Origin of the sequence: Sphingomonas sp. STIS6.2, from assembly GCF_000732685.2 — a bacterium.
Lineage (GTDB): Bacteria > Pseudomonadota > Alphaproteobacteria > Sphingomonadales > Sphingomonadaceae > Sphingomonas > Sphingomonas aerolata.
Genome location: NZ_JPDP02000159.1, coordinates 213,640 through 239,599, shown reverse-complemented (window position 1 = coordinate 239,599; position 25,960 = coordinate 213,640). Strand labels below are relative to the sequence as shown.

The following is a 25,960-nucleotide window of genomic DNA, read 5'->3' as shown; positions in this document are numbered from 1 at the left end:
GGAATTAACACCTTAGCGGACGAACTTCGCAGCGAGTTCGACATGCGTCGACCAGAGGAACTGGCCGACCGGCTGGATCCAGTCGATCCGCCAGCCGGCGTCGCAGAGCTCCTTGGCATCGCGCGCGAAGCTCGCCGGGTTGCACGAGACGTAGACGATCACCGGGGTCTTCGACGCGGCGAGCGCGCCGGCCTGTTCGCGCGCGCCCGAGCGGGGCGGATCGATCACCACCGCGTCGAACCGGTCGAGCTCGGCTACCGTCAGCGGGCGGCGGTAGAGGTCGCGGTGCTCGGGGAAGACCGGGCGTTGCAGGCGGTGCGCGGCGGCCTTCAGCGCGGTGAGCGCGTCGCGCGCGCCCTCCGCGGCATAGACCTTCGCCGGGATCGCGAGCGTGAAGGTGCCGAGCCCGGCGAACAGGTCGGCGACGGTGGCGGGCGTACCGATCGCCTCGAGCACCGCGGCGGTGAGCGCGGCCTCGCCGTCGGGGGTCGCCTGCAGGAACGAGGCGGGTGGCAGCGGCACGGGGACGCCGCCCAGCGTGATCGTCACCGCATCGGGCTCCCAGCGCGTCTCCGGCCCCAGCCCGTCGTCGAACGCGACGCGGGCGATGCCGTGCTCCTCGCAGAACCGGGTGAGCGCTTCGGCGGCGGGGAGGCCTTCGGGCGCGAAACCGGTGATGAGGATGTCGGCGCCCTGGTCCGCGAGCGTCAGGTGGATGTCGGCGCGGCGGCGGAAGTTGAGGCGCTTGAGCAGGGTGCGCAGCGGCTGGACGAGCGCGAACAGGCGCGGATCGAGGATCCAGCATTCCTTGATGTCAACGATCAGATGCGCCTTCTCGGCGGTGAAGCCGAGCGTGATCCTGCCGCCCTTCGCCTCGGCATGCAGCGTCGCGCGGCGGCGGCTGCGGACCGGCGAGATATGCGGGGTGCGGATCGGCGCGGACAGGCCCTGCCCGTCGAGCGCGGAGGCGATCCGGTCGGTGACGAAGGCGCTGTAGCTTTCGTCGTCGAGATGCTGGAGCTGGCAGCCGCCACAGGTCGGGAAATGGACGCAGGGCGGCGTCTGGTGGTGCGGGCCGTGGGTCACGCTGCCGTCGGCCGCGAGCGTGTCGCCGGGCGCGGTGAAGGCGGCGTGGCGGCCGTCGGCGGTGATGCCGTCGCCGCGCGCGGCGACGCGGACGATGGTGTCGGTCGTTGGGTCACTGGTCATAAGGACGCTCTGGCCGACCGGAGCGCATCCGCCAAGTCATCGGCGATAAACGCCGGCCCGGATCGACGCGCGGCCTCGCTGTGAAGCCACACGCCCGCGCCGGCGGCGGCGAGCGGATCGAGCCCTGCGGCGAGCATCGCGCCGATCGCGCCGGCGAGGACGTCGCCGGTGCCCGCGGTGGACAGCCAGTCGCTCGCGCCGGGGGCGAGCCGGGCGCGGCCGTCGGGCGCGGCGATGACGGTGTCCGCACCCTTGAAGACGACGACCGCCCCGGTGCGGGCGGCGGCGTCGCGGGCGCGGGTGATCTTGTCGTCGTCCGATCGCCCGAAGAGCGCGTCGAACTCGCCGGCGTGCGGGGTGAGGATGACCGGGACGGTGAGCGCGCGGATCCGGTCGGGATCGAGCAGGCGGAGCGCGTCGCCGTCGAGGACGAGCGGGTGGCCGGCGGCGAGCGCGGCATCGAGTCGGGCGCTTGCGGTGTCGTCGCGGCCGAGGCCCGGGCCGATGACGAGCGCGCCGATCCGGTCGTTGCCGAGCGCGTGGTCGGAGAATGCCGCGCGGACGAGTGCGTGCGGCGGGCCCGCGCTGTCGCCGAGCAGCGTCACATAGCCCGCGCCCGCGCGCATCGCGGCGAGCGCGGCAAGGTCGGCCGCGCCTGCCATCGTGCCGGCGATGACCGCGACCATGCCGCGGGTGTATTTGTGCGCATCAGGTCCGGGGGGTGCGAGGTGGGGGCTTTTGAGCACTTCGATCTGGCTGGTGACGGGGACGCCGATGTCGAGGAGGCGGACCTCGCCGCAATAGCGTGCGGCGGGCTGGAGGAGGTGCGCGGGTTTGAGTGCGCCGAGCGCGAGCGTGAGGTGGAAGACGGGCGGTGTGGTGAGCGCGCGGCCGGAGTCGGTGGCGAGGCCGCTGGGGAGGTCGATGGCTATGGCGAGGGTGGCGGCGGTGGTTACGGTGTGGAGGCGGTCTGCAACCGAATGTTCCCCCGCGGAGGCGGGGGCCCAGACTGAGCCATCAGGCGCGCGCGCGGGATTCAGCTGGGCCCCCGCCTCCGCGGGGGAACTTGCGTTGGGGGTGGCGATGCCAGCATCCAAAGGGCGCTTCAGGCCGGTGCCGAAGAGGGCGTCTACCAGGACGGGAGCGGGCTTCGCTTCGGCGAGAGCTTCGACGGGGCCGGGCCACCCTGCCCTTGCCGCCCTGGCAGCGTCGGTGCGGGGTTGGGACAGCGCGGCGACGCGGACGGTTGCACCCAGTTCGGCGAGCACGCGCGCGGCGACATAGCCGTCGCCGCCATTGTTGCCGGGGCCGCAGAGGATCAGGATGGCGTTCGATCCCGCCAGACGGCGGACCGCGTGCGCGATCGCGGTGCCCGCGCGGTCCATCAGCGTCTCGACCGAGACGCCGGTTGCGATCACCGCATCCTCGGCCGCGCGCATGGCGGCAGCGGTCAGGACGGGCTGGCCCTCGATCCGGATCACGAGCCGTTCGCGTCCGGCTGGACCGTCGCCGGGAGGCGGTAGCGGTCGGTGCCCAATGCGACGTCGATGCTGCCGGGCGCGGATGCCGTAACGCGCGCCCGCTCGGCCCCGTCGGCGGCGATGACGCTGCGGCCGTCGGGGGCGACGCGCAACCTTCGGAAGCCGCCATCGGCGTGGCGGAGGGTCAGGATCACGCCATCTGCGCCGCGCGCCTGCTCGATCGTGCAGTCGGGGGCCAAAGCGGCGGCCCCCTTGGCGCAGGGGACATGCATGACGGCAGCGTCCTCACGGCGCGACGCCGTGTCACCGGCGTCGGGCTTGCCGCTCCCGCAGGCTGCGAGCGGGAGTGAGACAAGCCCGACAAGATACTGCGATCGTCTAGATATCCGCGTAGACATGCGTTTCGGCTGCGGCTCCCGGGTGCGTGACCGCGCCCTTGTACGCCGGACCGACGGTCTTCGCATAGCGCCACAGCGCGCCCGAGCCGTAATCGGTCTTGCGCGGGACCCAGACCGCGCGGCGTGCCGCCATCACGTCCTCGGGAACATCAAGATCGATCGTCCCCGCCTCGGCATCGATATGGATGATGTCGCCATCCTCGACGAGCGCGATCGGGCCGCCATCGGCGGCTTCGGGGCCGACATGGCCGATGCAGAAGCCGCGCGTGCCGCCCGAGAAACGGCCGTCGGTGATCAGCGCGACGCTCTCGCCCATGCCGAGGCCATAGAGCGCGGCGGTGGTCGAGAGCATCTCGCGCATGCCCGGGCCACCCTTGGGACCTTCGTAGCGGATGACGATGACCTCGCCCTCGTTGATTGCGCGCGCCTCGACCGCGGCGAAGGTGTCCTCCTCGCAGTCGAACACGCGCGCCGGGCCGCTGAACTGAAGCCGGTGCATGCCCGCGACCTTCACGATCGCGCCATCGGGGGCGAGACTGCCGCGCAGGCCGACGACGCCACCCGTCGGGGTCAGCGGGGTGCTGATGTCGTAGATGACCTTCTGATCGGGGTTCCACGTCACCTGATCGATATTCTCGGCCAGCGTCTTGCCGGTGACGGTCATGCAGCTGCCGTCGAGGAACCCGCCGCTGAGCATCGTCTTCATCAGCATGTAGACGCCGCCCGCCTCATACATGTCCTTCGCGACATACTTCCCACCGGGTTTGAGGTCGGCGATGTACGGCGTCGTCTTGAAGATCTCCGCGACGTCGAACAGGTCGAACTCGATCCCCGCTTCCGACGCCATGGCGGGCAGATGCAGCGCGGCATTGGTCGAGCCGCCGGTCGCGGCGACGACTCGCGCGGCGTTGATAAAGGCCTCGCGCGTGCAGATGTCGCGCGGGCGGATATTGTCGGCCAGGCACTCCATGACCTGCGCCCCCGCGGCCACCGCGATCTGTTCACGCGTCGTGTAAGGCGCGGGCACCATGTTGCTATTCGGAATGGACAATCCGATCGCTTCCGCGACGCAGGCCATGGTGTTGGCGGTATATTGGCCGCCGCAGGCGCCGTGGCCCGGGCAGGCGACCTTCTCGAGCGCATGCACCTCCGACAGCGGGCAAGCACCGGCGGCATATTTGCCGACGATCTCGAACACGTCGACGACGGTGACGTCGCGCTCCTGATAGCGGCCGGGCAGGATCGACCCGCCATAGACGAACACCGAGGGGATATTGAGGCGGAGCATCGCCATCATCATGCCGGGCAGCGACTTGTCGCAGCCGGCAAAGCCGACCAGCGCGTCGTAGCAATGGCCGCGGACCGAGAGTTCGACCGAGTCGGCGATGACTTCACGGCTGACGAGGCTCGCCTTCATCCCCTGATGCCCCATCGCGATGCCGTCGGTGACGGTGATCGTGTTGAAGCGGCGCGGCATCCCGCCGCCCTGGATGACGCCGGCCTGCGCGGCATCGGCCTGCGCGTCGAGCGTGGTGTTGCAGGGGGCCGAGTTGTTGCCGGCGGATGCGAGCGCGACGAACGGACGCGCGATATCCTCTTCGGGAATACCCATCGCGTAGTAATAGCTGCGGTGCGGCGCACGCTCTGGACCGACGGAGACATGCCGGCTCGGCAGGCGCGATTTATCGAATATACGGGTCATGGCGACCGCCTATGTCGCGAGACGGGGCCTTTACGCAAGAGAGTTGCGTATGGATTTGCAGTTTTATCCGCCGCGGCCGCGGCCCGACGAGGACCGCAGAGCCCGCGCGGCGGACCGTCAGAGGCTTTCGAGCGCCTTGGCGACGCCGTCCATCGTGAACGGCTTCTGCAGGCGGGGCCGGTCGCGGAAACGGGGATCGAGGCCGTCATCGCCACCGCCGGTCGCGAATACGAAGGGAATGCCGCCTTCGGCAAGCCGTTCGGCGATCGGAGTACTCTTCTCACCGCCACGCAGGTTGACGTCGAGGATCGCGGCGTCGACACCCCCGGCCGAGATGCGGTGCAGGGCATCGGCGACGGTGTCGACGGACCCTGCCACGCCCTTGTCCAGCACCTCGAGAAAATCCTCGAGCATCATGGCGATCAACGGTTCATCCTCTACGATGAGGATCTGCTGTGGCACGTTCATATTTTGTACCTTAGGCGGCAATTTCCCCGAGCGCCAACATCTTGTTGCTTAACGTGCCGCAAGAACGTCGCGCGCGGCTTCGGCAAGCTGCTGAACCGAGAAAGGCTTGGGAAGAAACTCGACATTGTCGAGGTCGATCGACTTGCGCAGCTGTTCCTCGGCATAGCCCGACATGAAGACGATCGGCAGGTCCGGATATTTCTCCCGCGCGTGCCGGACCATCGTCGGGCCGTCCATGGTCGGCATCACCACGTCGGTGATCAACAGATCGGGGCGGCCGTTCTTCGCCATGATCTCGAGCGCGACCTCGCCATTCTCCGCGGTCAGCACGCTATATCCCTGGCGGGTGAGCGCGCGTTCGGCGACCGCGCGGACCATGTCCTCGTCCTCGACCAGCAGGATCGTCCCCGTGCCCCACAGGTCGGCGGGTTTCGCCGCGGGCTTGGGCGCGGTGAGCCGCGGCGCGGCGGGCGCGGCATGGACGGGGAGGAAGATGGTGAAGGTCGCCCCCTGCCCCGGCTGCGATTCGGCGAAGATATAGCCGCCCGACTGCTTGACGATGCCGTAGACGGTCGAGAGGCCGAGCCCGGTGCCCTTGCCGAATTCCTTGGTCGTGAAGAACGGCTCGAAGATCTTCGGCAGGACCTCGGGCGGGATCCCGGTGCCGGTATCCTGGACGATCAGCGCGGTATAGTCCGCGACGGGCAGGATGTCGGAGGCCATCTGCCGCACTTCGGTCGCCGAGACCGAGCGCGTGGTGATGGTCAGCGTGCCGCCGCCGAGCGGGTTGGCGGACAGGATCGCGTCGCGGGCGTTGACCGCGAGATTGACGACGACCTGTTCGAGCTGCCCCGGATCGGCGCGGACCGGCCCCAGATTGCGGCCGTGCATCATGTCGAGCCGGACGGTCTCGCCCATCAGTCGCTTGAGCAGGTTGGAGACCTCAGACACGACGTCGGGCAGCTGCAGGATCTGCGGGCGCAGCGTCTGCTGGCGGCTGAAGGCGAGCAGCTGGCGGGTCAGCCCGGCGGCGCGGTTCGAGTTGGTGCGGATCTGCTGGATGTCGTCATAATCGCTGTCGCCGGGCGAATGGCGCATCAGCATCAGGTCGCAGTGCCCGATGATCGCGGTCAGGATGTTGTTGAAATCATGCGCGACGCCGCCGGCGAGCTGGCCGACCGCCTGCATCTTGGTCGCCTGCGCCACCTCGCGTTTCAGTCGCGATTCCTCGCTATTGTCCTTGAGGCTGAGCAGGACCGCGGCGTCGCCGAGCCCGCGCGCGCCGGCGATGGTCAGCGCGACCGGCTCGTCGGGATGATCCTTCAGCCGGACCGCCATGTCGGTCGAGTGGGTCTGCCCGCCCGCGAACCGGCGGATCGCATCGGCGACCGCGGTCTTGTCCTCGCGCACGACGAGATCGCCGGGGTAGAGCGGCGGCGCGGCGCCGACGACCCCGGCGGCGCGCAGGAACGAATCGTTCATCTGGATGAAGCGGCCCTCGCGATCGACCAGCGCCATGCTGAACGGCATCAGGCTGACGAGGCTGCGGACATGCGCGGAGGCGGACGCGCCGATCGCGGGCGCATCCTCCTCGTCGTCGAGCAGGATGACGAGGACGGGGGCGTCGTCGCCCTCGACAAAGGGCACCTGCACCACGCGCAGCGGCGTCCCCGCGCCGCCCTCGCGCGCGAAGCGGACGAGGCCGCGATTGTCGGTGATCAGGAAGCGCGCAAAGTCGCGGCCTTCGATCGCCTCATGCTCGTCGCCGATCGCGCGGACGCGGAGCACGCGGTTGGTCGCGCGGACTCGGCCGTCGGCGCTGAGCAACGCCGCCATGATCCCGCTGCCGCCGAGCCGGTCGCCGGTCGGCCCGTCGATCAGCCGCTCGGCGGTCTGCGCGAGGTCATAGTCGGGCGCGGTGACGAACCGCCAGACGAGCATGTCCGCCTCGTCGCCGGCGCGGGTGATCGATGCCGAGATGCGCAGCCCGTTGGCGACCAGCCGCTCCGCCTGCGCGTGACCGTCGCGCCACGCGGTGCGTCCGGCCTCGGCGAGCAATACGACCCCACTCGCGTCGAGCGGCAGCCCCGGCGGGGTCGGAAAGCCGCTGAACACCGCGTCATAGGCATCGTTCGCGCAGACCAGCCGGCCCGCGCGATCGGTCACCGCGATCGCATCGCCGCTCGCCTGCGCGACGGCGCGCGTGAAGTCCCAGTCGATCGTGCGCAGTTCGGCGCTGCCGGCGCGCGCGAGCACGCGCCAGACGATCACCGCGCCGATGACGATGATCGCCGCGGCGAGAAAGGCCGCCGCGACGACGATGTCGCCGATCATGCCGAGCACCAGCCCCGACGCGGCGATCCCCGTCACCGCCGCGACGAGGGCGGCGCGGCGGTTCGGCCCGAGGCCGGTCTGGGGCGGAAGCGAAACCATGCGATGCCTCTTCCGCTGTTCGGGGGTTTGGGGTCAAGCATCATGTCCCCGCCCGGTTTCCCGGGCAGGGACGCGGCCGGTCACCAGATGCGCACGCGCTGTTCGGGTGCGAGATACAGACGCTGCGTCGGCTTGGGCTGATAGGCGGCGTACCAGGGGTCGAGATTGCGGACGACCGAGGCGCGCTGCTGCGATGGCGAATGCGGATCGGTCAGCAGCCGCTGCCGCAGATTCGCCTCGCGGTAGTTGCGACGCCAGACCTGCGCCCAGCCCAGATAGAAGCGCTGGTCGCCGGTGAAGCCGTCGAGCACGGGGGCCGCCTTGCCGCCGAGCGCGGTGTGATAGGCGTCATAGGCGACCGTCAGCCCGGCGAGATCGGCGATGTTCTCGCCCATCGTCAGCTGGCCCTTCACATGCATGCCCAGCAATGGCTCATAGGCGTCGTACTGCGCGCCGAGCTTGCCGGTGAGTGCGTTGAACCCGGCGATGTCCTTGGGCGTCCACCAGTCGGTGAGCTGGCCCTTGGCATCGTATTTCGAACCCTGGTCGTCGAAATGATGGCTCAGTTCGTGGCCGATCACCGCGCCGATGCCGCCATAATTGACCGCGTCGTCGGCCTTGGGATCGAAGAAGGGCGGCTGGAGGATCGCGGCGGGGAAGACGATCTCGACCATGCCGAAATTGGCATAGGCGTTGACCGTCATCGGCGTCATGCCCCATTCCCAGCGCTGCAGGGGCTTGCCGAGCTTGGCGATATTGTCCTGATGCTGCCATTCATTGGCGCGCCATTCGTTGCCGAACGCGTCGCCGGACGTGATCGTCAGCGCGGACAGGTCCTTCCACTGGCTGGGATAGCCGATCTTGGGCGTGAAGGCGGCGAGCTTGGCATGCGCCTTCTGCTTGGTCTCGGGCGCCATCCAGTCGAGCTTGTCGATCCGGCGGCCCATCGCGGCGAGCACGTTCTTCACCAGCACGTCCGCTGCCGCCTTGGTCTCGGGCGGGAAATACTGTGCGACGTAGAGCTTGCTGACCTCGTCGCCGAGCGCACCGCTGGTGAACTGGACACCGCGTTTCCAGCGGGCCTCCTGCTCGGGGGTGCCGCCGAGCACGGTGCCGTAAAAGGCGAACTGTTCGGCGTCGAACGCCTTGGGCAGCACGTCCGCATAGCCGTCGAGCGAACGCAGGATCAGCTGGTCCTTGAGCACGCCGATCGGCGCGGTCGCGACGAGTTTTGCAATGCCGGTGATCGCCGAGGGCTGTGCGACGATGACGGTCGGTACGGGCGTGCCGGTCGCCTTGAAATAGCCCGCGAAGTCGAAGCCGGGCGCGCGCTTGGCGAGCTCTGCGACGGACATCTTGTTATAGGTCTTGGTCGCGTCGCGGCTGTCGACGCGGGTCCAGCTGACCCGGGCGATCTCGGTCTCAAACGCCAGCAAAGCGGCGGCGCGCGCCTCGGCATCGGGTTCGCCGGCGAGCGTCAGCATCTTCGCGATGTGCGCGCGGTAGGCGGTGCGCGCCTCGACCAGCTTGGCGTCGGTGCTGAGATAATAGTCGCGGTCGGGCAGGCCGAGCCCCGACTGGCCGAGCGAGAGGGCGTATTGCTCGGGTATCTTGTCGTCCTGGCCGACGCCGCTGCCGAACGGGCCGCCGATCCCGGCGCGATCCGCCTCGGCGAGCAGCGCGGGATAGCCCGACCGGTCCTTCAGCGCGGCGATCTTCGCGAGCCATGGGCGGATCGGTGCCAGCCCCTTGGCCTCGATCGTGCCGGTGTCGAGGAAGGTTGCATAGGCGCGGCCGATCTTCGAGTTCGGGTCCTTGGCCGCAGTGTCGAGGATGCCGCGGGTGCGCGTCTCGGACAGGTCGGAGAGGAAGTTGAACGCGCCGTAATTGGACTTGTCCGCGGGGATCGGCGTGGTCTTCGCCCAATTGCCATTGGCGAAGGCGTAGAAATCGTCACCGGGCTGGACGCTCTTGTCCATGCCCTTCTCGTCGAAACCGAAGCTGCCATATTGCGCGCCGGTCGAGGCGGGCGCGGCGGGCGCGGCGGTTGGTTCGGCGGTCTGCGAGATTGCGGCGGTGACGCCGGTGATCGCGGTGGCGGCGAGCAGGCCGGCGGCGATGTAGGTCTTCATGTTTCTCTCCAAACTACGTCATCCTGACGAAAGTCAGGATCCAGAGCCACCGGCGTCCGCGCGCGTGGCTCTGGATCCTGGGTCGAGTCCAGGATGACGGGGCTATGTGGGGCGGTAGGCGTGCAGCTTACCAGATGCGGACGCGGGTTGCGGGGGCGAGGTAGCTGGCTTCGCCGGGCTTCACGCCGAACGCCGCGTACCAGGGGTCGAGGTTACGGACGGTGAGGACGCGCTGGTGACCCGGCGAGTGCGGATCAGACAGCAAGGTCTGGCGCAGTGCGGGTTCGCGGAACTTGCTGCGCCAGACGCCGGCCCAGCCATAATAGAAGCGCTGGTCGCCGGTGGTGCCGTCGATCACCGGCGCGGGCTTGCCGCCGAGCGAGCGATGATAGGCGTCATAGGCGACCGTCAGCCCGGCGAGATCGGCGATGTTCTCGCCGAGCGTCAGGCCGCCCTGGACGTGCAGCCCGGGCAAGGGCTCATAGGCGTCGTACTGCTTGACCAGCGCGTCGGTGAAGACCTTGAAGCGCGCGACGTCCTGCGGCGTCCACCAGTCGGTCAGCTTGCCGTTCTGATCGTATTTGCGGCCCTGATCGTCGAAATGATGGCTGATCTCATGACCGATCACCGCGCCGATGCCGCCATAGTTGATCGCGGGGTCCGCCTTCGGATCGAAGAAGGGCGGCTGAAGGATCGCGGCGGGGAAGACGACCTCGTTCATCGTCGGATTGGCATAGGCGTTGATCGTCATCGGCGTCATGAACCATTCGCCGCGATCGATCGGCTGGCCGAGCTTCTTGAGGTCGCGATCATAGTCGAAGGCGTTGGCGCGCCCGACGTTACCGACGAGGTCGCCGCGCTGGACCTGGAGCGCGGAATAGTCGCGCCATGTATCAGGATAGCCGATCTTGGGGGTGAAGGCGGCGAGCTTGGCGAGCGCCTTGGTCTTGGTCTCGGGCGCCATCCAGGCGAGGTTTCGCAACCGGTCGCCCATCGCCGCGATGACGTTCTTGACGAGCTGATCGGCGGCCGCCTTCGATTCCGGCGGGAAATATTTCGCGACATACTGCTCGCCGATCGCCTCACCCATCGCGCCCGACACGGTCGAGACGCCGCGCTTCCAGCGGACCTGCTGCTCGGGCGTGCCCGACAGGGTGGTGCCGTAGAAGCCGAAATTGGCCTTGTCGAAATCGCTCGAGAGATAGGGCGCATAGGCGCGCAGCACCTTGAGCATCGCATAGTCCTGAAGGACGTTCACCGGCGTGTCGGCAAAGACCTTCGCCTCGCCGGTCAGCGCGCTCGGCTGCGCGACGAGGTAGAAGGGACGGCCGGTGACGCCCATCGCGGTCATGTACTGCGCCCAGGGGAAGCCCGGCGCCTTGGCGGCGAAGTCGGCGGCGGTCCATTTGTTGTAGGTTTTGTCCGCGTCGCGGCTCTCGATCCGCGTCCAGTGCGCGGTGGCGAGGCCCTTCTCCATCGCGAAGACAGCCGCGGCGCGCGCGGCCGCGTTGGGCTCACCCGCGAGCGTCAGCATCTGCGCGAGATACGCCTGATAGGCGGTGCGGACCGCGGCGAGCTTGGCATCGTCCTTCAGATAATAATCGCGGTCGGGCAGCCCGAGGCCGCTCTGGCCGAAGCCGACGACATAGGTGGTCGGGTCCTTGTCGTCCTGCTGGACGCCGACGCCGACGAGCCCGCCGACCCCCTGGCGCTGCAGCTTCGCAATCTGGGTGACGAGCGCGGTCTTGTCGGTGGTCGTCTTCAGCGCGGCGAGCATCGGCTTCACCGGCCCCGCACCCTTCGCGTTGACCGCAGCCTCGTCCATGAAGCTCGCGTAGAAGTCACCGACCTTGTCGCCGGGCTTCGCGGTCGCGGCGTCGAGGATCGTCCGGGTGCGCTCGAGCGACAGGTCCTGGAGGACGTGGAACATGCCGTAGGACGAGCGATCGGCGGGGATCGGCGTCGCCTTCTCCCAGCCGCCATTGGCATAGTCGAAAAAGTCGGTGCCGGGCTTCACCGCGGTATCGCGCCCGGCCATGTCGAAGCCGAAATCGCCGATCTGCGGCTTGTTCGCATCCTTCGGCGCGACAGGACCGCTGGCCGCGCCTGCGAGCGCGGGCGACGGGGCGGGCGGTCGGGCCGGGGTCTGACTGGTCTGGGCCGAGACCGTTGCGGCGGAGGCGAGCAGAATGGCGGTGACAATCGACGTACGCATCAAGGACCCTCGGGGAAGAACTTCAGGATGCGGTGTGTTCTACGCCGATAAGACGCTCCGTCAATTCGTCGGGCGACAGATAGTGACGATTGTTACGATCCGCGATTATCGTGGCGGTGCCGCCACTTGCGGGCAATCCAAAGCCGCCAGCCGAGCGCGCTGAGCGCATAGCCGCCGATCGAGGCGACGATGGTGATGGCAAGGAGGCCGAGCGCGGTGGCGGGGCCGGCCTGCATCAGCCAGGGGATCCAGTCGGCCTGCGCGGCGGCTTCGGCGACCGGCTGGCCGGGGACATGCGCGTCGATCCGCAGCATCCACGACCCGATCCAATAGGCGGCGATCCAGAGCGGCGGAGTCGTCAGCGGATTGGTGATGAAGGTGGTCAGCGCAGCGGTCGGCACATTGGCGCGGAACGGCAGCGCGAACAACGCGGCGACGGGGGTCTGTGCGACCGGCACGAGGATCCCCGCGACCATGCCGAGCGCAACGCCGCGCGGCACCGAGCGCCGCGTGAAGCGCCACAGTTCGGGCGCGAGCACGCGGTGCGCGACGGGGCGCAACAGGCGGTTGCGCTCCATCGAATCGCGGGTCGGCAGATTGCGATGCGACCACGCCGCGAGGCGCCCGAAGAGACCGACCGGCGCCCTGGTCACGGCCTATCCACGATCCCGCATGATCCGGCCCTGCTCGCGCTTCCAGTCCTGTTCCTTCACCGAATCGCGCTTGTCGTGGTTCTGCTTGCCCTTGGCGAGCGCGAGTTCGACCTTCGCGCGGCCCTTGGAATTGAAATAGATCATCAAGGGCACGAGCGTCATGCCCTGACGCGCGACCGCGCCGAACATCTTGTTGATCTCGCGCTCGTGCAGCAGCAGCTTGCGCGGCCGCTTGGGCTCATGGTTGAAGCGGTTGCCGTGGCTGAATTCGGGGATGTTCGAATTGACGAGCTGGACCGTGCTGCCCTTCACCTCGGCATAGGCCTCCGCGATCGAGCCTTCGCCCCCGCGCAGTGCCTTCACCTCGGTGCCGGTCAGCGCGATCCCCGCCTCGAACACCTGCTCGATATAATAGTCGTACCGCGCGCGCCGGTTCTCGGCGACGATCTTGGTCTTTTCGAAGGTCGGGGGTTTGGGGCGTGCCATGGGATGCGCGATGTAGGAGGTCGGAGGGCGAAGGGGAAGCGGGCGTCGTATCGCGTTGGACGTTAATTGTCGGTCCCCCCGTCATCCTGACGTGCGTCAGGATGACGGACGGGGATCAGACCAGGCCGGCGTGTGCCAGCGCCGCGTCGACCGCGGCGCGCGAGGCGTCGCCCGCGGGGGTCATCGGCAGGCGCAGCGTCTCGGGGAAGCCGGCCCGTACCCGCGCCATGGCGTATTTGACCGGGCCCGGCGACGCGTCGGTGAACAGCGCGTCGTGCAGGGGATAGAGACGGTCCTGATAGGCGAGCGCGGTGACGAAATCGCCCGCCTGGCAGGCCGCCTGAAACTCGGCGCAGAGCTTCGGCGCGACGTTGGCGGTGACCGAGATGCAGCCGGTGCCGCCCATCACGTTGAACGCGAGCGCGAGGTCGTCATTGCCCGACAGCTGGCAGAAGTCTGGCCCGCAGGCTTCGCGGTGCTGCGAGACGCGCGCGAGCACGCCGCTGGCGTCCTTCACGCCGACGAACACCTTTGGAAAGGCGGTGACGACCCGCGCCAGCGTCGCGGGCTGGATGTCGGTGACGGTGCGGCCGGGCACGTTGTAGAGGATGATCGGCAGCGGCGCGTCGGCGGCGAGCGCCTCGAAATGCCGGAAGATCCCCTCCTGGCTCGGGCGGTTGTAATAGGGCGGGACCATCAGCGCGGCATCGGCGCCAGCCTCGCGTGCCGCACGCAGATTGGCCGAGGCGACGCGGGTGTCGTTCGACCCTGCCCCGGCGATCACGGGGACGCGGCCCTTCGCCTGATCGACGCAGACGCGGACGACGTGGAAATGCTCGTCATAGGACAGGGTCGCTGCCTCGCCGGTGGTGCCGCACGCGACCAGCGCGGACGAGCCCTCGGCGATCTGCCACTCGACGAAATCGCGATAGGCCTGCTCGTCGAAACTGCCGTCCGCGGCGAACGGCGTGACGAGCGCCGGGATCGACCCGGCAAAGGAAAAACCTGCAAACATCGGTATATTGCGCTCCTGCCGCGCTGAATTCGGGAGTTTCGTTCAGGACAGATACGGGTTGAACTGCTATTCTGTCCACATGGTAGCATTGGCGTTCAAATCGAGCATCGTCCTGGCGGCTTTGGCCGGCACGGCGGTATCTTCAGGGGTCGGACAGGAAACGCTCGACCGGTACCGGACGCAGCTTTCGAATATCGGCCCGCAGGCGCAGCCGATGGCGAGCGACGGCGCGATCGCCTCGACGATCGCGCAGTGGCGCGCGCTGCAACAGACCGACGCACTGCCGTTCGACAGCTATGCCGGGTTCCTGATGGCGCATCCCGGCTGGCCCAACGAGACCGCCAATCGCCGCGCGGCGGAGCGGCAGGCGGCGATCGGCAGCGGTGCGGCGGGCAGCGTCGTCGCGTTCTTCACGCGCTATCCGCCGCAGTCCGCGGCGGGCAATCTTGCCTATGCGCGCGCATTGCAGGCAACCGGGCAGCGCGACCGCGCCTATGCCGCGGTGCGCACCGCTTGGCGATCGGGCGGGCTGACGCCGATCGATCAGGTCGCGGTGACGACGGGCTTTCCCGGCGCGCTGTCGCCGGACGATCAGGATGCGCGGATGGACGCGCTGCTCTGGTCGGGGCAGACGAGCGCAGCGCAGCGCCAGATCCTGCTGGTCAGTCCCGCCAAGCGCGCGCTGTTCGAGGCGCGGCTCGCCTTCCGGACCAATGCACCGAACGCGTCCGATCTGTCCGCGGCGACGATGGAGACCTATCGCGGCGACGCCGGCTATGTCGCCGACCGCGCGGTGTGGTTGCGCAACAGCGGCGCGAGCCCGAGCGCGCGCGCCTGGCTCGCGCGGCCGCGGGCGCTGACCACCCGGCCGGGCAATGCGGGCGAATGGTACGAGATCCTGGTGACCAATGCGCGCGGCGCGGCGAATGACGGCCAGTGGCAGGTCGCCTATGACATCGCGCGGCAGATCGACGATGCCTATCCGGCGGGGGCGAACATCTCGGCCAAATCCTATGCCGAGCGCGACGAATATACCAATCTCGCCTGGCTCGGCGGGCAGGCGGCGATGAAGCAGCTCGGGCGGCCGGCGGATGCGATGACGCTGTTCGACCGCTATGCGCGTGGGTCGAATTCGCCGGTGGTGCGGGCGCGAGGCTATTACTGGGCGGGACGCGCGGCCGAGGCGGCGGGCCGGCAGGCCGATGCCACCGCCTTCTACACGCAGGCGGCCGGCTACCGCGATCAATATTACGGGCAGCTCGCGACCGAGCGGATGGGCCGCGCGCTGACCCCGCCACCGCCGATGGCCAGCCTTGCGATCGCGCCTGCGGTGCGCGCCGCGTTCGAGCAGCGCGAGACGGTGCGCGCGGTCAAGTTCCTCGGCCAGATCGCCGACTGGCAGGACCAGACCGCGTTCGTCCGCCAGATCGCCGCGGATGCGACGACCGACACCGACCACGCGCTCGCCGCCGAACTGTCGACGCGGATCAACCGCCCCGATCTGGGCGTGATGGTCGGGCGCAGCGCGCGGGCGAACGGGCTCAGCGACTATTCCGCAGCGGGCTTCCCGACCGTCAGCGTGCCGGCGGGCTATGAGGACAACTGGACGATCATCCACGCGATCTCGCGGCAGGAAAGCCAGTTCGATCGCGCCGCGGTCAGCCATGCCGGTGCGCGCGGGCTGATGCAGCTGATGCCTGCGACCGCGCGCGAGCAGTCGGGCAAGATCGGGCTGGCCTACAACCAGGCGTCGCTGACGACGGATCCCAATCTGTCGATCATGCTGGGGTCGAGTTACTTCCAGCGAATCTATGCGAACTATGGCAGCTATCCGCTTGCAATCGCTGCCTATAATGCGGGCGGCGGCAATGTGAACAAGTGGCTGCGCGCCAATGGCGACCCGCGGACCGGGGCGGTCGACATCATCGACTGGATCGAGGCGATCCCGTATCAGGAGACGCGCAACTATGTGCAGCGCGTGATCGAGAATGCGGTCGTCTACGACCTGATGAACCCCGCCCGCGCCAAGAGCCACAGCGTGGCGCGCACGTCCTGGTATCTCGGCAAGACCCGGCCCGGCTGAACCGGACGAGACGGCGCGGATGGATCGGCCCAATTACATCACCCCGGCAGGCTATACGGTGCTGCGCGAGGAATATGAGCTGTTGCTCGGCAGCGAGCGGCCGAAGCTGGTCGAGGTGATTTCCTGGGCGGCGGGCAATGGCGACCGGTCGGAGAATGGCGACTATATCTATGGGCGCAAACGGCTGCGCGAGATCGACCGGCGGCTTGGCTGGCTGTCGCGGCGGATGAAGGCGGCCAAGGTCGTCGATCCCGCCGCACAGGAGGACCACAGCCGCGTCTGGTTCGGCGCGTGCGTGACGGTGGCGGACGAGGAGGATGTGGAACGCGTGCTCACGCTGGTCGGCGACGACGAGACCGATGCGGGCAACGGGCGGATCGGCTGGAATTCGCCGTTCGCCCGCGCGCTGCGGGGTGCCGCGATCGGTGATGTCCGCCGCGTCGACCTGCCCGCGGGCGAGCGCGAATATGAGGTCGTGGCGATCGCCTATCCCTGACATCCCATCGCTGAACGATCCGTTTCGATCCGGCGCGTTGACGCAGACACGCGCGCATAGGACGTAGCGGGACCGCAACGACGTTCAGGATGATCCCATGCCGATACCCGCCACCTGGTCCCCCCGCCTGCTCAGCGTGATGCGCATCGTCGTGGCGCTGGTCTTTTTCAGCCACGGTATTTCCAAGTTCTTCGGGCTGCCGCCCTTCCCGATGGCGATGACCCCGTTGCTGTACGTCGCGGGCATAATCGAGGTTGTGGGCGGCGCGTTGCTGATCGTCGGGCTGTTCACGCGGCCGGTGGCGTTCCTGCTGTCGGGCATGTCGGCGGCGGCCTATTTCCTTGCGCACGCACCGCAGGGGCCCTTCCCGATCGCCAATGGCGGCGAGGCGGCGGTGCTCTATTGTTTCGTGTTCCTCTATCTCGCTGCAGCGGGTGGCGGCGCGTGGAGCGTGGACGCCGGGCGCGGGCGCGGCTAATCCCGGCGGTATGGCCGATACCACAACCCGCAACGTCGCCCTTCTCATCGACGCCGACAACGCCTCGTCGGCGACGCTCGACCCGGTGCTGACCGTTCTTGCCGAGCTCGGGACGGTCAACGTCCGGCGCGTCTATGGCAACTGGTCCAAGCCCGCGCTGAAAGGCTGGCGCGACATGTCGATCAAGCACGGCATCGAGCCGCAGCAGCAGTTCGACCTGACCAAGGGCAAGAACGCGACCGACATGAAGATGACGATCGACGCGATGGACCTGCTGTTCCGCGGCCGGATCGACGGGTTCGGGATCATGTCGTCGGACAGCGACTTCATGCCACTGGCGATGCGGATCCGCCAGGACGGCGTGCCGGTCTATGGCTTTGGCACCAGCCGCACGCCCGAGGGGTTCCGCCAGGCGTGCACGCGCTTCATCGACGTCAGCGCGCTCGACGACGAATCCGAGCCGATGCCGCTGTCGCTGCCGCCCGCGATCGGTGGCGAGAAGGCCCCTGCCCCCGCCGCGCCGGCCGCGCGCCGGTCGCGCGGCGGCGAGCCGATCGGGTCGGACCTGATCAAACTGCTGATCGACGCGTACAATGCGGGCAAGCGCGACGAGAAGGGCTATCAGAGCCTGACAGAGCTCGGGCAGCGTGCGGGCAACCGGTCGAGCTTCGATGCGCGCAACTATGGCTTCAACCATCTGTCCGAGCTGATCGAGGCGGTGCCCAATTTCCAGACCGAACGCCGTGACGGCGGTCGGATCTACGTCAAGCGGGTGCGCTGAGCGGGGGCGCCGGTCGCTCAGTCGAGACCGGTGCAGTCGCCGCCAAGCTTCGTCCCGCCCCGCGCGGCGAAGCTGCCCAGTTCGCGCGCGTCGCGTTTCGCGATGAGCGTGGTGGCGCTGGGCTTGCCGTCCTTGAGAACCGCGACGGTCCAGGCATCGACGGGCCCTGTCGGGGTCGCGACGCTCTGACTGCCGGTGACGGTCAGCGTGAAGCGGCCGATGCCGCCGTCATACTGGTAGAAGGGCAGCGAGAAGCTCTTGCCCATCGCGAGCGGCAACGCGCCGAACGTCACGCCCCAGAGATTGCCCTCCCAGATCGGTCCCGCCACCGCGACGTCGATCGGCGTGATGACGGCCTTGTCGGTCTTCGTTCCGACGATGCGACCGGGGCTGTAGCGCAGCGCGACATGCTCGACCCCGCTCCGGCTGTTGTCGAAGGTGATCGGCGTCAGATCGTCGCGGTTCAGGACGAAGTGATCGCGCATCGCGAAATTCGCCATCGGTACGCGCTGATGGACGACGATATCCCAGGCCGGCCGACCGCCGACGCGGATGGCGCGGATGACCTGGCGGGTTGCGCCGATGACGGGCTGGTCGGATGGTGCTCCGGCGGCCTGCGTGCCTGCGGGGGAGCCGGGGCGGTAGATCGCGAAACACTGGTCGATCGGCTTGACCCTGTCGCCCTGCGGCGCGGTCACCGCAGCCGCCGCGGCCGCTAGCATCATCAGCATGTCCATCATCCCCACCCCGTCGTTGTAGGAGAGGTGTGCTACGGACATCATACACGCGTCAAGCGATCAGTCCGGAAGCACGATCCTCGGATCGGGAATGTCGAGGACCGCGCAGGTGCCGCGCGCGGCATTCTCGATCGCGATCGTGCCGCGCAACTGCCGGGCAAGGCTGCCGATCATCCGCATGCCGAGGCTTTTGCGCGAGGCGGCCTTGAGGTCGAAATCGGCGGGCAGCCCGACGCCGTCGTCGGACACGGTCAGCAGGATCCGGCCGTCGGCGTTGCGAATCGTCACCGCGATGACGCCGCCACCCTCGCCATACGCATATTTGATCGCGTTGGTGACAAGCTCGGTGACGAGTAGGCCGAGCGGGATCGCGGTATCCGCGCTGATCCGGATCGCGTCGATGTCGCAGTCGATCCGGTGCAGCGGCGCCTGTTCGGCAAGCCCCGTCGCGATTCCGCAGACCAGGTCGTCGAGCGCGACGATCCCGACCTGTTCGCCGCGCCAGAGCTGGTCGTGCGTCTGTGCGATCGCGGTGATGCGCGCCTGCGCGTCGCCGAGCAGCCGCGTGATGCGCGGGTCGTCATCCTCCTGCATCTGGAGGTTGAGCATCGCCGAGACGAGCGCGAGGCTGTTCTTGACGCGGTGACTCGCCTCGCGCGTGAGCAGCTCCTGATGCTCCATCGCGTCGCTCAAGCGCTGTTCGGCCTGTTGCCGCTCGATCGCGACGCCGATCAGATTGGCGAACCCCTGCATGAAGGCGAGGTCGGCGGGCTCGAACTTGCCCTCGTCGGGGCTGTCGACCTCGAGCACGCCGAAGCGCTTGCCCGACGTCTCGACCAGCACGTTGATCGCGCGGCGGATATGGTGCTCGGCCATGAAGGCGGGCGTACGGAACCGCTCCTCATTCTCGAGATGGTTGGAGATCACCGGCTGGCCGGTCTCAAGCGCGAAGCCCGCGGGCGAGGCGAGATCGGTGCGCATCTCGGCCGATCCAACCACGCCCGGCGCCCAGCCGATCCCCGCGCGCACGAGTAGGCTGTCCTGTTCGGGGCGATATTCGAGGAACTTGCAGTATTTCGAGCGCATCCCCTCGCCGCACAATTCGGTAGCGCGCTGGAGCATCGGTTCGAGATCGCGCGCGCGCAGCGCCTCGATCCCGAAATCGGCCAGTATCGATTGCTGGCGAAGCCGGTATTGCAGCTCCCCCGCACCCGGGGGGGCATCTCCACCGGGGGAGTGTTCGATGACTGTCACGCCTGCTCCGTTCGTGGGGACCAATATGTCTCCTACCGACCCCGGTTAGGGGATCAACATGGCGCTTGCGTGGCAGGCACCAGCTCGGTCCTACACCGCCCTCGTCATCCTGACGAACGTCAGGATGACGGAGTTTGGATGGTAGGTGCACGTCCGCCGCAGCCCGGGAACATGGGCCGCGGCGGGTCTCAGACGCTCAGCGTGTGAGCTTCTTGTACGCCAGGCGCGTCGGGCGGTCGGCGGCGTCGCCGAGGCGGCGGCGCTTGTCCTCCTCGTACGACGCGTAATTGCCCTCGAACCACTCGACATGGCTGTCGCCCTCGAACGCGAGGATGTGCGTGGCGAGGCGATCGAGGAAGAAGCGGTCATGGCTGATGACCACCGCGCAGCCGGCGAACGTCTCGAGCGCCTCTTCGAGCGCACGCAGCGTCTCGACGTCGAGATCGTTGGTCGGCTCGTCGAGCAGGAGGACGTTGCCACCCTCCTTGAGCATCTTGGCCATGTGGACGCGGTTGCGCTCGCCGCCCGACAGCTGGCCGACCTTCTTCTGCTGGTCCTGCCCGCGGAAGTTGAACGCGCCGACATAGGCGCGCGTGCCCATCTCCTGCTTGCCGAAGCGGAAGATCTCGAGCTCGTCGGAGATTTCCTGCCAGACGTTCTTGTTCGGATCGAGATCGTCGCGGCTCTGGTCGACATAGCCGAGCTTGACGGTCGAGCCGACCTCGATCGTGCCCGTGTCCGGGGTTTCCTGACCGGTGATGAGCTTGAACAGCGTCGACTTGCCCGCGCCGTTGGGGCCGATCACGCCGACGATGCCGCCCGGCGGCAGTGTGAAGTCGAGACCGTCGAACAGCAGCTTGTCGCCGTACGACTTGGTCAGGCCCTTCGCCTCGATCACCTTGCCGCCGAGACGCGACGGCAGCTGGATGAGGATCGCGGCCTTGCCGGCGACGCGGTTCTCCTGCTTCTCCATCAGCTCGTCGAACGCGCGGATACGGGCCTTGGACTTGGTCTGGCGCGCCTTGGGGGTCTGGCGCATCCAAGCGAGCTCGTCGGCGATCGCCTTCTGCTTGCCGGCCTCTTCGCGCTCTTCCTGGCTGAGGCGCTGGGCCTTCTTCTCCAGATAGCCCGAATAGTTGCTCTCATAGGTGTAGTAGCGGCCGCGATCGAGCTCGAGCACCCAGTTGACGACATTGTCGAGGAAATAGCGGTCATGCGTCACGAGGATGACGTTGCCGGTATATTCCTTGAGGTAGTTCTCAAGCCACGACACGCTTTCGGCGTCGAGATGGTTGGTCGGCTCGTCGAGCAGCAGGATCTGCGGCTTCTCGAGCAGCAGCTTGCAGAGCGCGACGCGGCGCTTCTCGCCGCCCGAGAGATTCTCGACCGATGCATCGCCCGGCGGGCAGCGCAGGGCTTCCATCGCCTGTTCGAGCTGGCTGTCGAGCGCCCAGCCGTCGACCGCGTCGATCTTGGCCTGGAGATCGCCCATCTCCTCCATCAGCGCGTCGAAATCGGTGTCGTCCTTCGGATCGCCCATCTCGGCCGAGATCGCGTTGAACCGGTCGACGAGGTCGGCGACGGGGCGGACGCCGTCCTTGACGTTGCCCATCACGTCCTTGGTCGGATCGAGCTGCGGCTCCTGCGCGAGATAGCCGACATTGACGCCCTCGGCCGCCCAGGCCTCGCCGGTGAAATCAGGGTCCATGCCCGCCATGATCTTCATCAGCGTCGACTTGCCCGACCCGTTGGGGCCGATGATCGCGATCTTGGCGGACGGAATGAACTGGAGGTGGATGTTGTTGAGGACGGGCTTTGCGGCACCGGGGAAGGTCTTGGTCAGACCCTTCATGACGTAGGTATACTGGACGGCCATGTGGGTGCCGAGCTCCATGCTTGAATGAGGCGGGATTTGACGTGCGCAGATAGCGATGCGGCGGGCCGTTGGCAAACGGGGAGCGGCGACATAGGCTGTCGCGGATGATGAAGCACACGCTCGCGGTATTGGCCGCCTCCACCCTGTCCGTTCCTCTCATGGCACAGCGGACCGCACCACCCGCCCCTGCCCCGGTCGATGCGAAGGTCGCAGCCCTCCGCGATGCCGCGCTCAAGGACGACGTCGCCTATGACATCGTCGAGGGGATGACGACCGAGATCGGCCCCAGGCTGGCGGGGACTGAGGCGGAGGCGCGTGCGCGTGCCTGGTCGGTGACCAAGCTGAAGGCGCTGGGGTTCAAGAACGTGCGGATCGAGCCGTACCAGATGCCCGTCTGGGTGCGCGGCGTCGAGACGGGCTCGATCCTGTCGCCCTTCCCGCAGGCGCTGAAGCTGACCGCGCTCGGCAATTCGGGCGCGACGCCCGTAGGCGGCCTGACCGCGCAGGTGGTGGTGTTCAAGACCTATGGCGACCTGGCCGCGGCGCCTGCCGGGAGCCTCGCCGGCAAGATCGCCTATGTCGGCAATGCGATGGAGCCGACGCAGGACGGGTCGAGCTATGGCGCGTTCGGGCCTGCACGGTTCGTGGGGCCGGCGATGGCGGCGAGCAAGGGCGCGGCCGCGATCGTGATCCGCTCGATCGGTACCGATCATCACCGCAATCCGCATACCGGCACGACCAACTTCCCCGAGGGCGTCACGCCGATCCCGGCGGCGGCGCTGTCGGTGCCCGATGCCGAGCTGATCGAACGGATCACGATGCGCGGCAAGCCGATCACGATGACGCTCGTCCTGACCCCGCGGATGACCGGCACGCACGAATCGGGGAACGTGATCGCCGAAGTGCCGGGGACCGATCCCAAGGCGGGGATCGTACTGGTCGGCGGGCATCTCGACAGCTGGGATCTCGGCACGGGCGCGATCGACGATGCGAGCGGCGTGGCGATCACCGCGGCGGCGGCCAAGCGGATCCTCGACGGCCCGCGCCCGCGGCGGACGATCCGCGTCGTCTGGTTCGGTGCCGAGGAAGTCGGCGGTTTTGGCGGCAAGGCCTATGCCGAGGCGCACAAGACCGAGCGGCACGCGACCGCGGGCGAATCCGATTTCGGCGCGGATCGCGTCTGGCGGTTCGAGACCAACCTGCCCGACAGCGCGAAGCCGGTCGCCGATCGCCTCGCCTCCGCGCTCGCCCCGCTCGGCATCGCGCGCGGCGCAGGGGTCGGCGGTGACGGCACCGATGTCGGCCCGACGATGGCGCTTGGCGTCGCGGCGATCGACCTCAACCAGTCGGGTACGCGCTATTTCGATACGCATCACACGCCTGACGACACGCTCGACCGGGTCGATCCCGAGCAGCTTCGCCAGAACGTCGCGGCGTGGACGACGATGCTGGCGATCGTGGCCAATGCGCCCGAGGAAATCGGCTCGGTCGTGCCAAGAAAGTGACCAGTTGCGGCAACCCGCCCGTCATCGGACTGTCGCAAAGCTTGCTGGGCGATGAATTTAGCGGATTGACCGCCGGTCGGGGGCCGCTATTTGACGGGGCTTCGCGACGGCAATCGGGTCGGCCGCGAGTGAAACTATGCTTGGGAGCATTCGAATGAAGAAGATCGTTCTGATCGCTGCTGCCGCCGGCCTGATGTCCGTCGCAGCCTGCAGCAAGTCGCCAGAAGCCGCCGCAGTTGAGAACAACGCGGACATGCTGGCTGACAACATGGAAATGCAGGCTGACAACATGGACGCCATGGCGGACAACACCTCGAACGCTGTCGCAACCGACGTGCTCGAGAACGCAGCCGACAACATGAACGCAGCAGCAGACAACGTCCGCGATGCTGCCGACGAGAAGACCGACAACATGAACTAAGACCTTGTCGGGCGCTTGCGCTCGACAGCGTTTTGGAGTCGGAAAGGGCGTTCCTTCGGGAGCGCCCTTTTTCTTTGGCACCCTTTTTCTTTGGAAACGCTTGCGCTAACGCAGGCGGCGGTGGGGCCTGTAGCTCAACGGTTAGAGCTGGCCGCTCATAACGGCTAGGTTGCGGGTTCGATTCCTGCCGGGCCCACCAATATCTAAAATAGTGACTAACCTTACCTCGTCAGGAATGCGCAGAATTGCGTCGTTTGTGGGGGTTTTCCTTCTCACACGTTCCATACGGCGAACTGAGAGTGCGGGATATTTGGGGGTATTTTTCAAATGGTATTTTCTGCCCCCCAGATGTCATGATTCGGCCCGGATTTCTGCGGCTTGCGGAGCCGCTCCGGCTTCGGCGGAAGCACCTGGTTTGAGGGTGTCGATGATCATGCTGGGCGGCATTGCGACGATGATCTCGGCAATGCCCGCCGCAGCGCACGCCGCGGTGCAAGTCGCGGCGAACCGCGAGTGACGAACCGCTTTAGATCGGCGGCGTTACGCCCTATCATCGTAGAGAGGCTAGCGAGGCTCCTGCCTTGCTCTTTGGCGAGCTCGGCAGTCGAACTCGCGGCGTTTGCATACTCATTGGGCGCATCCAAACAACGAATCAGGGTAGCGCCCGAGCTATACTGCTCCTTTTTTGTTCTCAACCTGCCTGCCATCGCCGGGCGGAACGAGGCACGGGATAGTTCGGAAAACCTCGTAACTCGGGGGGGTTTGAATGTCGCTGGAAGAACAGTGTGCCCGTCAACAACTATTGAAGATTTAGGTCATTCTTCTTGTCTTGTTAACCAATTTTGAGCAGGGCCTATTGCACGCTTCTACCGTGGAAAATGCCCCCGGATGCAAACGATCCGGCCGCGCGAATTCATGACGCTCATCGCACTCCGCTCACGATGCACGATTGTCCCGAAACCACACAATGGTTGGGTGGTGGCCGTTTTCAGGCAATTGCATAACTCTCTGGCCCCCTTTACTTTTTTTCCAAGGAACACGTAAAAAGGGACCATCATGAAGCGCTTACTTCTTTCGACAATGGCATTCGTATCTGCATTCGCGATGGCCCCAGCGGCTCACGCAGTTAACTTCACTCCGAACGACCCGGAGTTCACCGTCAGCGGCGATATAAAGAATGGTACCGTTTCGGCAGATTTCGGCCGGGCGGGCATCAAGCGTGGTGCATTCACGGATACGTTCAATTTCATCATCGATCAGGCCGGTCTGGCTAGCGGTACGCTCAGCACGAGCACGACGCGGTTCTTCAGCCCGACAGATCTTGATATCCTGTCGGTGTTCATCAATGGCTTCGCAGCGTCGAAGACTGTTGTCGGCAAGGCCGAGTTTTTCGAGATCAACAACGTGGCGATCGCAAAAGGTGCGACGAACCAGATCGTCGTGAACGGCCTCTCGCGTGGTAACGGTTCCTATGCCGGCACCGCAACCTTTGAGCCGACGGCAGCAGTTCCCGAGGCCGGTACTTGGGCAATCATGCTGTTCGGTATCGGCGGTATCGGCTCATCGATGCGCGTTCGTCGTCGCCAGGCGAAGATCGCATTCGCCTAAGGAGATTTCACAGCCGGTCCCAGTGTCCGGCCGTGTGAAGGCAGCCGCCAACCTTTCGAGGTTGGCGGCTGTTTTCATTTGAATCCAGCGCGATTGAGGCTGCGGAGGGATTGATGTGGCGCGACGACCGCCATTGACCGACACCTAAGCGTACGGTCAGGCGCGAACTGGTCGAAGTCGACTTCCTTATGTCGTCCACAGCCACGGATCACATCTATGGTCCGGATACCCGGGGACGGCATGGGTCGGGTTTAAGTGGTCAAACGTCGACGGAGTGACAATGCAGAAAATCCAATAAGAGCCGCGCTTCGCGAGACCGTCAACGGTCGCGTAGACACACCAGCGGTCCGCCTAACCCTGCGCTGTCTCTGACATCACTGCCCCGAGCGCCGGCCCCTCGTGTTTTTTTGGGAAGCCGCGCAGCAGGATAGCGAAATCGGTCGGTGCCAGAGTGTGACGGCCTCGGCAGCTGCGTCGATCCGGCGCATATACCGTAGTCGGCAATGCGCGGGCTAGGGTCAGGACCCAT

The 25,960-nt window shown here is 67.1% G+C and carries 21 protein-coding genes and 1 tRNA gene; 8 read left to right on the top strand and 14 right to left on the bottom strand.

All coding sequences use genetic code 11. From position 1 onward, the window contains the following. Nucleotides 1–12: 12 nt before the first annotated feature. The 11 genes from sphst_RS16010 to dapA all read right to left on the bottom strand — a co-directional run bounded on the left by sphst_RS16010 (nt 13) and on the right by dapA (nt 14,192). Nucleotides 13–1,209: a class I SAM-dependent RNA methyltransferase gene (locus sphst_RS16010; protein WP_107045832.1), complete on the bottom strand. Its 1,197-nt coding sequence runs from the start codon at nt 1,207–1,209 to the stop codon at nt 13–15. Further along, nucleotides 1,206–2,690 carry an NAD(P)H-hydrate dehydratase gene (locus tag sphst_RS16005; protein WP_107045831.1) on the bottom strand — a complete coding sequence of 495 codons (1,485 nt, stop codon included), beginning with the start codon at nt 2,688–2,690 and terminating at the stop codon, nt 1,206–1,208. The genes sphst_RS16010 and sphst_RS16005 overlap by 4 nt, the downstream gene beginning before the upstream one ends. Beyond that, nucleotides 2,687–2,962 (bottom strand): hypothetical protein, encoded by a 276-nt coding sequence (locus sphst_RS16000; protein ID WP_234387711.1) that lies wholly within the window; start codon nt 2,960–2,962, stop codon nt 2,687–2,689. Before sphst_RS16000 ends, sphst_RS16005 begins: the two co-directional genes overlap by 4 nt. Nucleotides 2,963–3,068: 106 nt before the next feature. Beyond that, the gene (ilvD, locus tag sphst_RS15995) at nt 3,069–4,790 is read right to left on the bottom strand and encodes a dihydroxy-acid dehydratase (RefSeq protein WP_031440068.1); all 1,722 of its coding nucleotides are present in this window, start codon (nt 4,788–4,790) and stop codon (nt 3,069–3,071) included. A gap of 117 nt (nt 4,791–4,907) precedes the next feature. After that, nucleotides 4,908–5,258, bottom strand: a complete 351-nt coding sequence (locus sphst_RS15990; RefSeq protein ID WP_031396103.1) for a response regulator — start codon at nt 5,256–5,258, stop codon at nt 4,908–4,910. A 48-nt stretch (nt 5,259–5,306) separates the two neighbouring features. Continuing rightward, nucleotides 5,307–7,691, bottom strand: a complete 2,385-nt coding sequence (locus sphst_RS15985; protein ID WP_056408362.1) for a hybrid sensor histidine kinase/response regulator — start codon at nt 7,689–7,691, stop codon at nt 5,307–5,309. Between the two features lie 80 nt (nt 7,692–7,771). Continuing rightward, nucleotides 7,772–9,823 (bottom strand): M13 family metallopeptidase, encoded by a 2,052-nt coding sequence (locus sphst_RS15980; protein WP_107045829.1) that lies wholly within the window; start codon nt 9,821–9,823, stop codon nt 7,772–7,774. A gap of 127 nt (nt 9,824–9,950) precedes the next feature. Then, entirely contained in the window at nt 9,951–12,038 is a 2,088-nt protein-coding gene (locus sphst_RS15975) for a M13 family metallopeptidase (RefSeq protein ID WP_107045828.1), read from the bottom strand. A gap of 92 nt (nt 12,039–12,130) precedes the next feature. After that, entirely contained in the window at nt 12,131–12,616 is a 486-nt protein-coding gene (locus tag sphst_RS15970) for a DUF2062 domain-containing protein (protein ID WP_051916534.1), read from the bottom strand. Between the two features lie 78 nt (nt 12,617–12,694). After that, nucleotides 12,695–13,177 (bottom strand): SsrA-binding protein SmpB, encoded by a 483-nt coding sequence (smpB, locus tag sphst_RS15965; protein WP_031395420.1) that lies wholly within the window; start codon nt 13,175–13,177, stop codon nt 12,695–12,697. Between the two features lie 115 nt (nt 13,178–13,292). After that, nucleotides 13,293–14,192 (bottom strand): 4-hydroxy-tetrahydrodipicolinate synthase, encoded by a 900-nt coding sequence (gene dapA, locus sphst_RS15960; RefSeq protein WP_107045827.1) that lies wholly within the window; start codon nt 14,190–14,192, stop codon nt 13,293–13,295. 79 nt (nt 14,193–14,271) lie between these two features. On the opposite strand from dapA, the gene sphst_RS15955 reads away from it, so the two are divergent. From sphst_RS15955 to sphst_RS15940, 4 genes are all read left to right on the top strand, one after another. Then, entirely contained in the window at nt 14,272–16,275 is a 2,004-nt protein-coding gene (locus sphst_RS15955) for a lytic transglycosylase domain-containing protein (protein WP_107045826.1), read from the top strand. 19 nt (nt 16,276–16,294) lie between these two features. After that, nucleotides 16,295–16,771, top strand: coding sequence for a transcription elongation factor GreB (gene greB / locus sphst_RS15950; RefSeq protein ID WP_107045825.1), 477 nt, complete (start codon nt 16,295–16,297; stop codon nt 16,769–16,771). Between the two features lie 97 nt (nt 16,772–16,868). After that, the gene (locus sphst_RS15945; RefSeq protein WP_031394250.1) at nt 16,869–17,249 is read left to right on the top strand and encodes a DoxX family protein; all 381 of its coding nucleotides are present in this window, start codon (nt 16,869–16,871) and stop codon (nt 17,247–17,249) included. A gap of 10 nt (nt 17,250–17,259) precedes the next feature. Continuing rightward, nucleotides 17,260–18,030, top strand: coding sequence for an NYN domain-containing protein (locus tag sphst_RS15940; protein ID WP_031439510.1), 771 nt, complete (start codon nt 17,260–17,262; stop codon nt 18,028–18,030). Between the two features lie 17 nt (nt 18,031–18,047). Here the strand turns inward: sphst_RS15940 and sphst_RS15935 are convergent, their stop codons facing one another. The 3 genes from sphst_RS15935 to ettA form a co-directional block, all read right to left on the bottom strand. Next, nucleotides 18,048–18,809: a DUF3108 domain-containing protein gene (locus sphst_RS15935; protein WP_159043682.1), complete on the bottom strand. Its 762-nt coding sequence runs from the start codon at nt 18,807–18,809 to the stop codon at nt 18,048–18,050. 18 nt (nt 18,810–18,827) lie between these two features. Continuing rightward, on the bottom strand, nt 18,828–20,021 hold the full coding sequence (locus sphst_RS15930; RefSeq protein ID WP_234387710.1) for a sensor histidine kinase: 1,194 nt from the start codon (nt 20,019–20,021) through the stop codon (nt 18,828–18,830). 196 nt (nt 20,022–20,217) lie between these two features. Beyond that, nucleotides 20,218–21,897 (bottom strand): energy-dependent translational throttle protein EttA, encoded by a 1,680-nt coding sequence (ettA, locus tag sphst_RS15925; RefSeq protein ID WP_031439507.1) that lies wholly within the window; start codon nt 21,895–21,897, stop codon nt 20,218–20,220. A gap of 104 nt (nt 21,898–22,001) precedes the next feature. On the opposite strand from ettA, the gene sphst_RS15920 reads away from it, so the two are divergent. From sphst_RS15920 to sphst_RS15900, 4 genes are all read left to right on the top strand, one after another. Next, nucleotides 22,002–23,402 (top strand): M20/M25/M40 family metallo-hydrolase, encoded by a 1,401-nt coding sequence (locus sphst_RS15920; RefSeq protein WP_107045824.1) that lies wholly within the window; start codon nt 22,002–22,004, stop codon nt 23,400–23,402. Nucleotides 23,403–23,556: 154 nt separating this feature from the next. Then, nucleotides 23,557–23,823, top strand: a complete 267-nt coding sequence (locus tag sphst_RS15915; RefSeq protein ID WP_031393308.1) for a hypothetical protein — start codon at nt 23,557–23,559, stop codon at nt 23,821–23,823. Between the two features lie 123 nt (nt 23,824–23,946). Then, nucleotides 23,947–24,022, top strand: a tRNA-Ile gene (locus sphst_RS15910). 857 nt (nt 24,023–24,879) lie between these two features. Further along, the gene (locus sphst_RS15900; RefSeq protein ID WP_107045822.1) at nt 24,880–25,431 is read left to right on the top strand and encodes an FxDxF family PEP-CTERM protein; all 552 of its coding nucleotides are present in this window, start codon (nt 24,880–24,882) and stop codon (nt 25,429–25,431) included. Nucleotides 25,432–25,960: the final 529 nt, after the last annotated feature.

Coding starts and splice junctions, on each gene's coding strand:
- sphst_RS16010 (WP_107045832.1), bottom strand. CDS start 1,209: ATGACCAGTGACCCAACGACCGACACCATCGTCCGCGTCGCCGCGCGC.
- sphst_RS15970 (WP_051916534.1), bottom strand. CDS start 12,616: ATGGAGCGCAACCGCCTGTTGCGCCCCGTCGCGCACCGCGTGCTCGCG.
- sphst_RS15990 (WP_031396103.1), bottom strand. CDS start 5,258: ATGAACGTGCCACAGCAGATCCTCATCGTAGAGGATGAACCGTTGATC.
- smpB (WP_031395420.1), bottom strand. CDS start 13,177: ATGGCACGCCCCAAACCCCCGACCTTCGAAAAGACCAAGATCGTCGCC.
- sphst_RS15985 (WP_056408362.1), bottom strand. CDS start 7,691: ATGGTTTCGCTTCCGCCCCAGACCGGCCTCGGGCCGAACCGCCGCGCC.
- sphst_RS15920 (WP_107045824.1), top strand. CDS start 22,002: ATGATGAAGCACACGCTCGCGGTATTGGCCGCCTCCACCCTGTCCGTT.
- sphst_RS15975 (WP_107045828.1), bottom strand. CDS start 12,038: ATGCGTACGTCGATTGTCACCGCCATTCTGCTCGCCTCCGCCGCAACG.
- dapA (WP_107045827.1), bottom strand. CDS start 14,192: ATGTTTGCAGGTTTTTCCTTTGCCGGGTCGATCCCGGCGCTCGTCACG.
- sphst_RS15915 (WP_031393308.1), top strand. CDS start 23,557: ATGAAGAAGATCGTTCTGATCGCTGCTGCCGCCGGCCTGATGTCCGTC.
- sphst_RS15945 (WP_031394250.1), top strand. CDS start 16,869: ATGCCGATACCCGCCACCTGGTCCCCCCGCCTGCTCAGCGTGATGCGC.
- sphst_RS15980 (WP_107045829.1), bottom strand. CDS start 9,823: ATGAAGACCTACATCGCCGCCGGCCTGCTCGCCGCCACCGCGATCACC.
- sphst_RS15900 (WP_107045822.1), top strand. CDS start 24,880: ATGAAGCGCTTACTTCTTTCGACAATGGCATTCGTATCTGCATTCGCG.
- sphst_RS15940 (WP_031439510.1), top strand. CDS start 17,260: ATGGCCGATACCACAACCCGCAACGTCGCCCTTCTCATCGACGCCGAC.
- sphst_RS15935 (WP_159043682.1), bottom strand. CDS start 18,809: ATGTCCGTAGCACACCTCTCCTACAACGACGGGGTGGGGATGATGGAC.
- sphst_RS16000 (WP_234387711.1), bottom strand. CDS start 2,962: ATGCATGTCCCCTGCGCCAAGGGGGCCGCCGCTTTGGCCCCCGACTGC.
- ilvD (WP_031440068.1), bottom strand. CDS start 4,790: ATGACCCGTATATTCGATAAATCGCGCCTGCCGAGCCGGCATGTCTCC.
- ettA (WP_031439507.1), bottom strand. CDS start 21,897: ATGGCCGTCCAGTATACCTACGTCATGAAGGGTCTGACCAAGACCTTC.
- greB (WP_107045825.1), top strand. CDS start 16,295: ATGGATCGGCCCAATTACATCACCCCGGCAGGCTATACGGTGCTGCGC.
- sphst_RS15955 (WP_107045826.1), top strand. CDS start 14,272: ATGGTAGCATTGGCGTTCAAATCGAGCATCGTCCTGGCGGCTTTGGCC.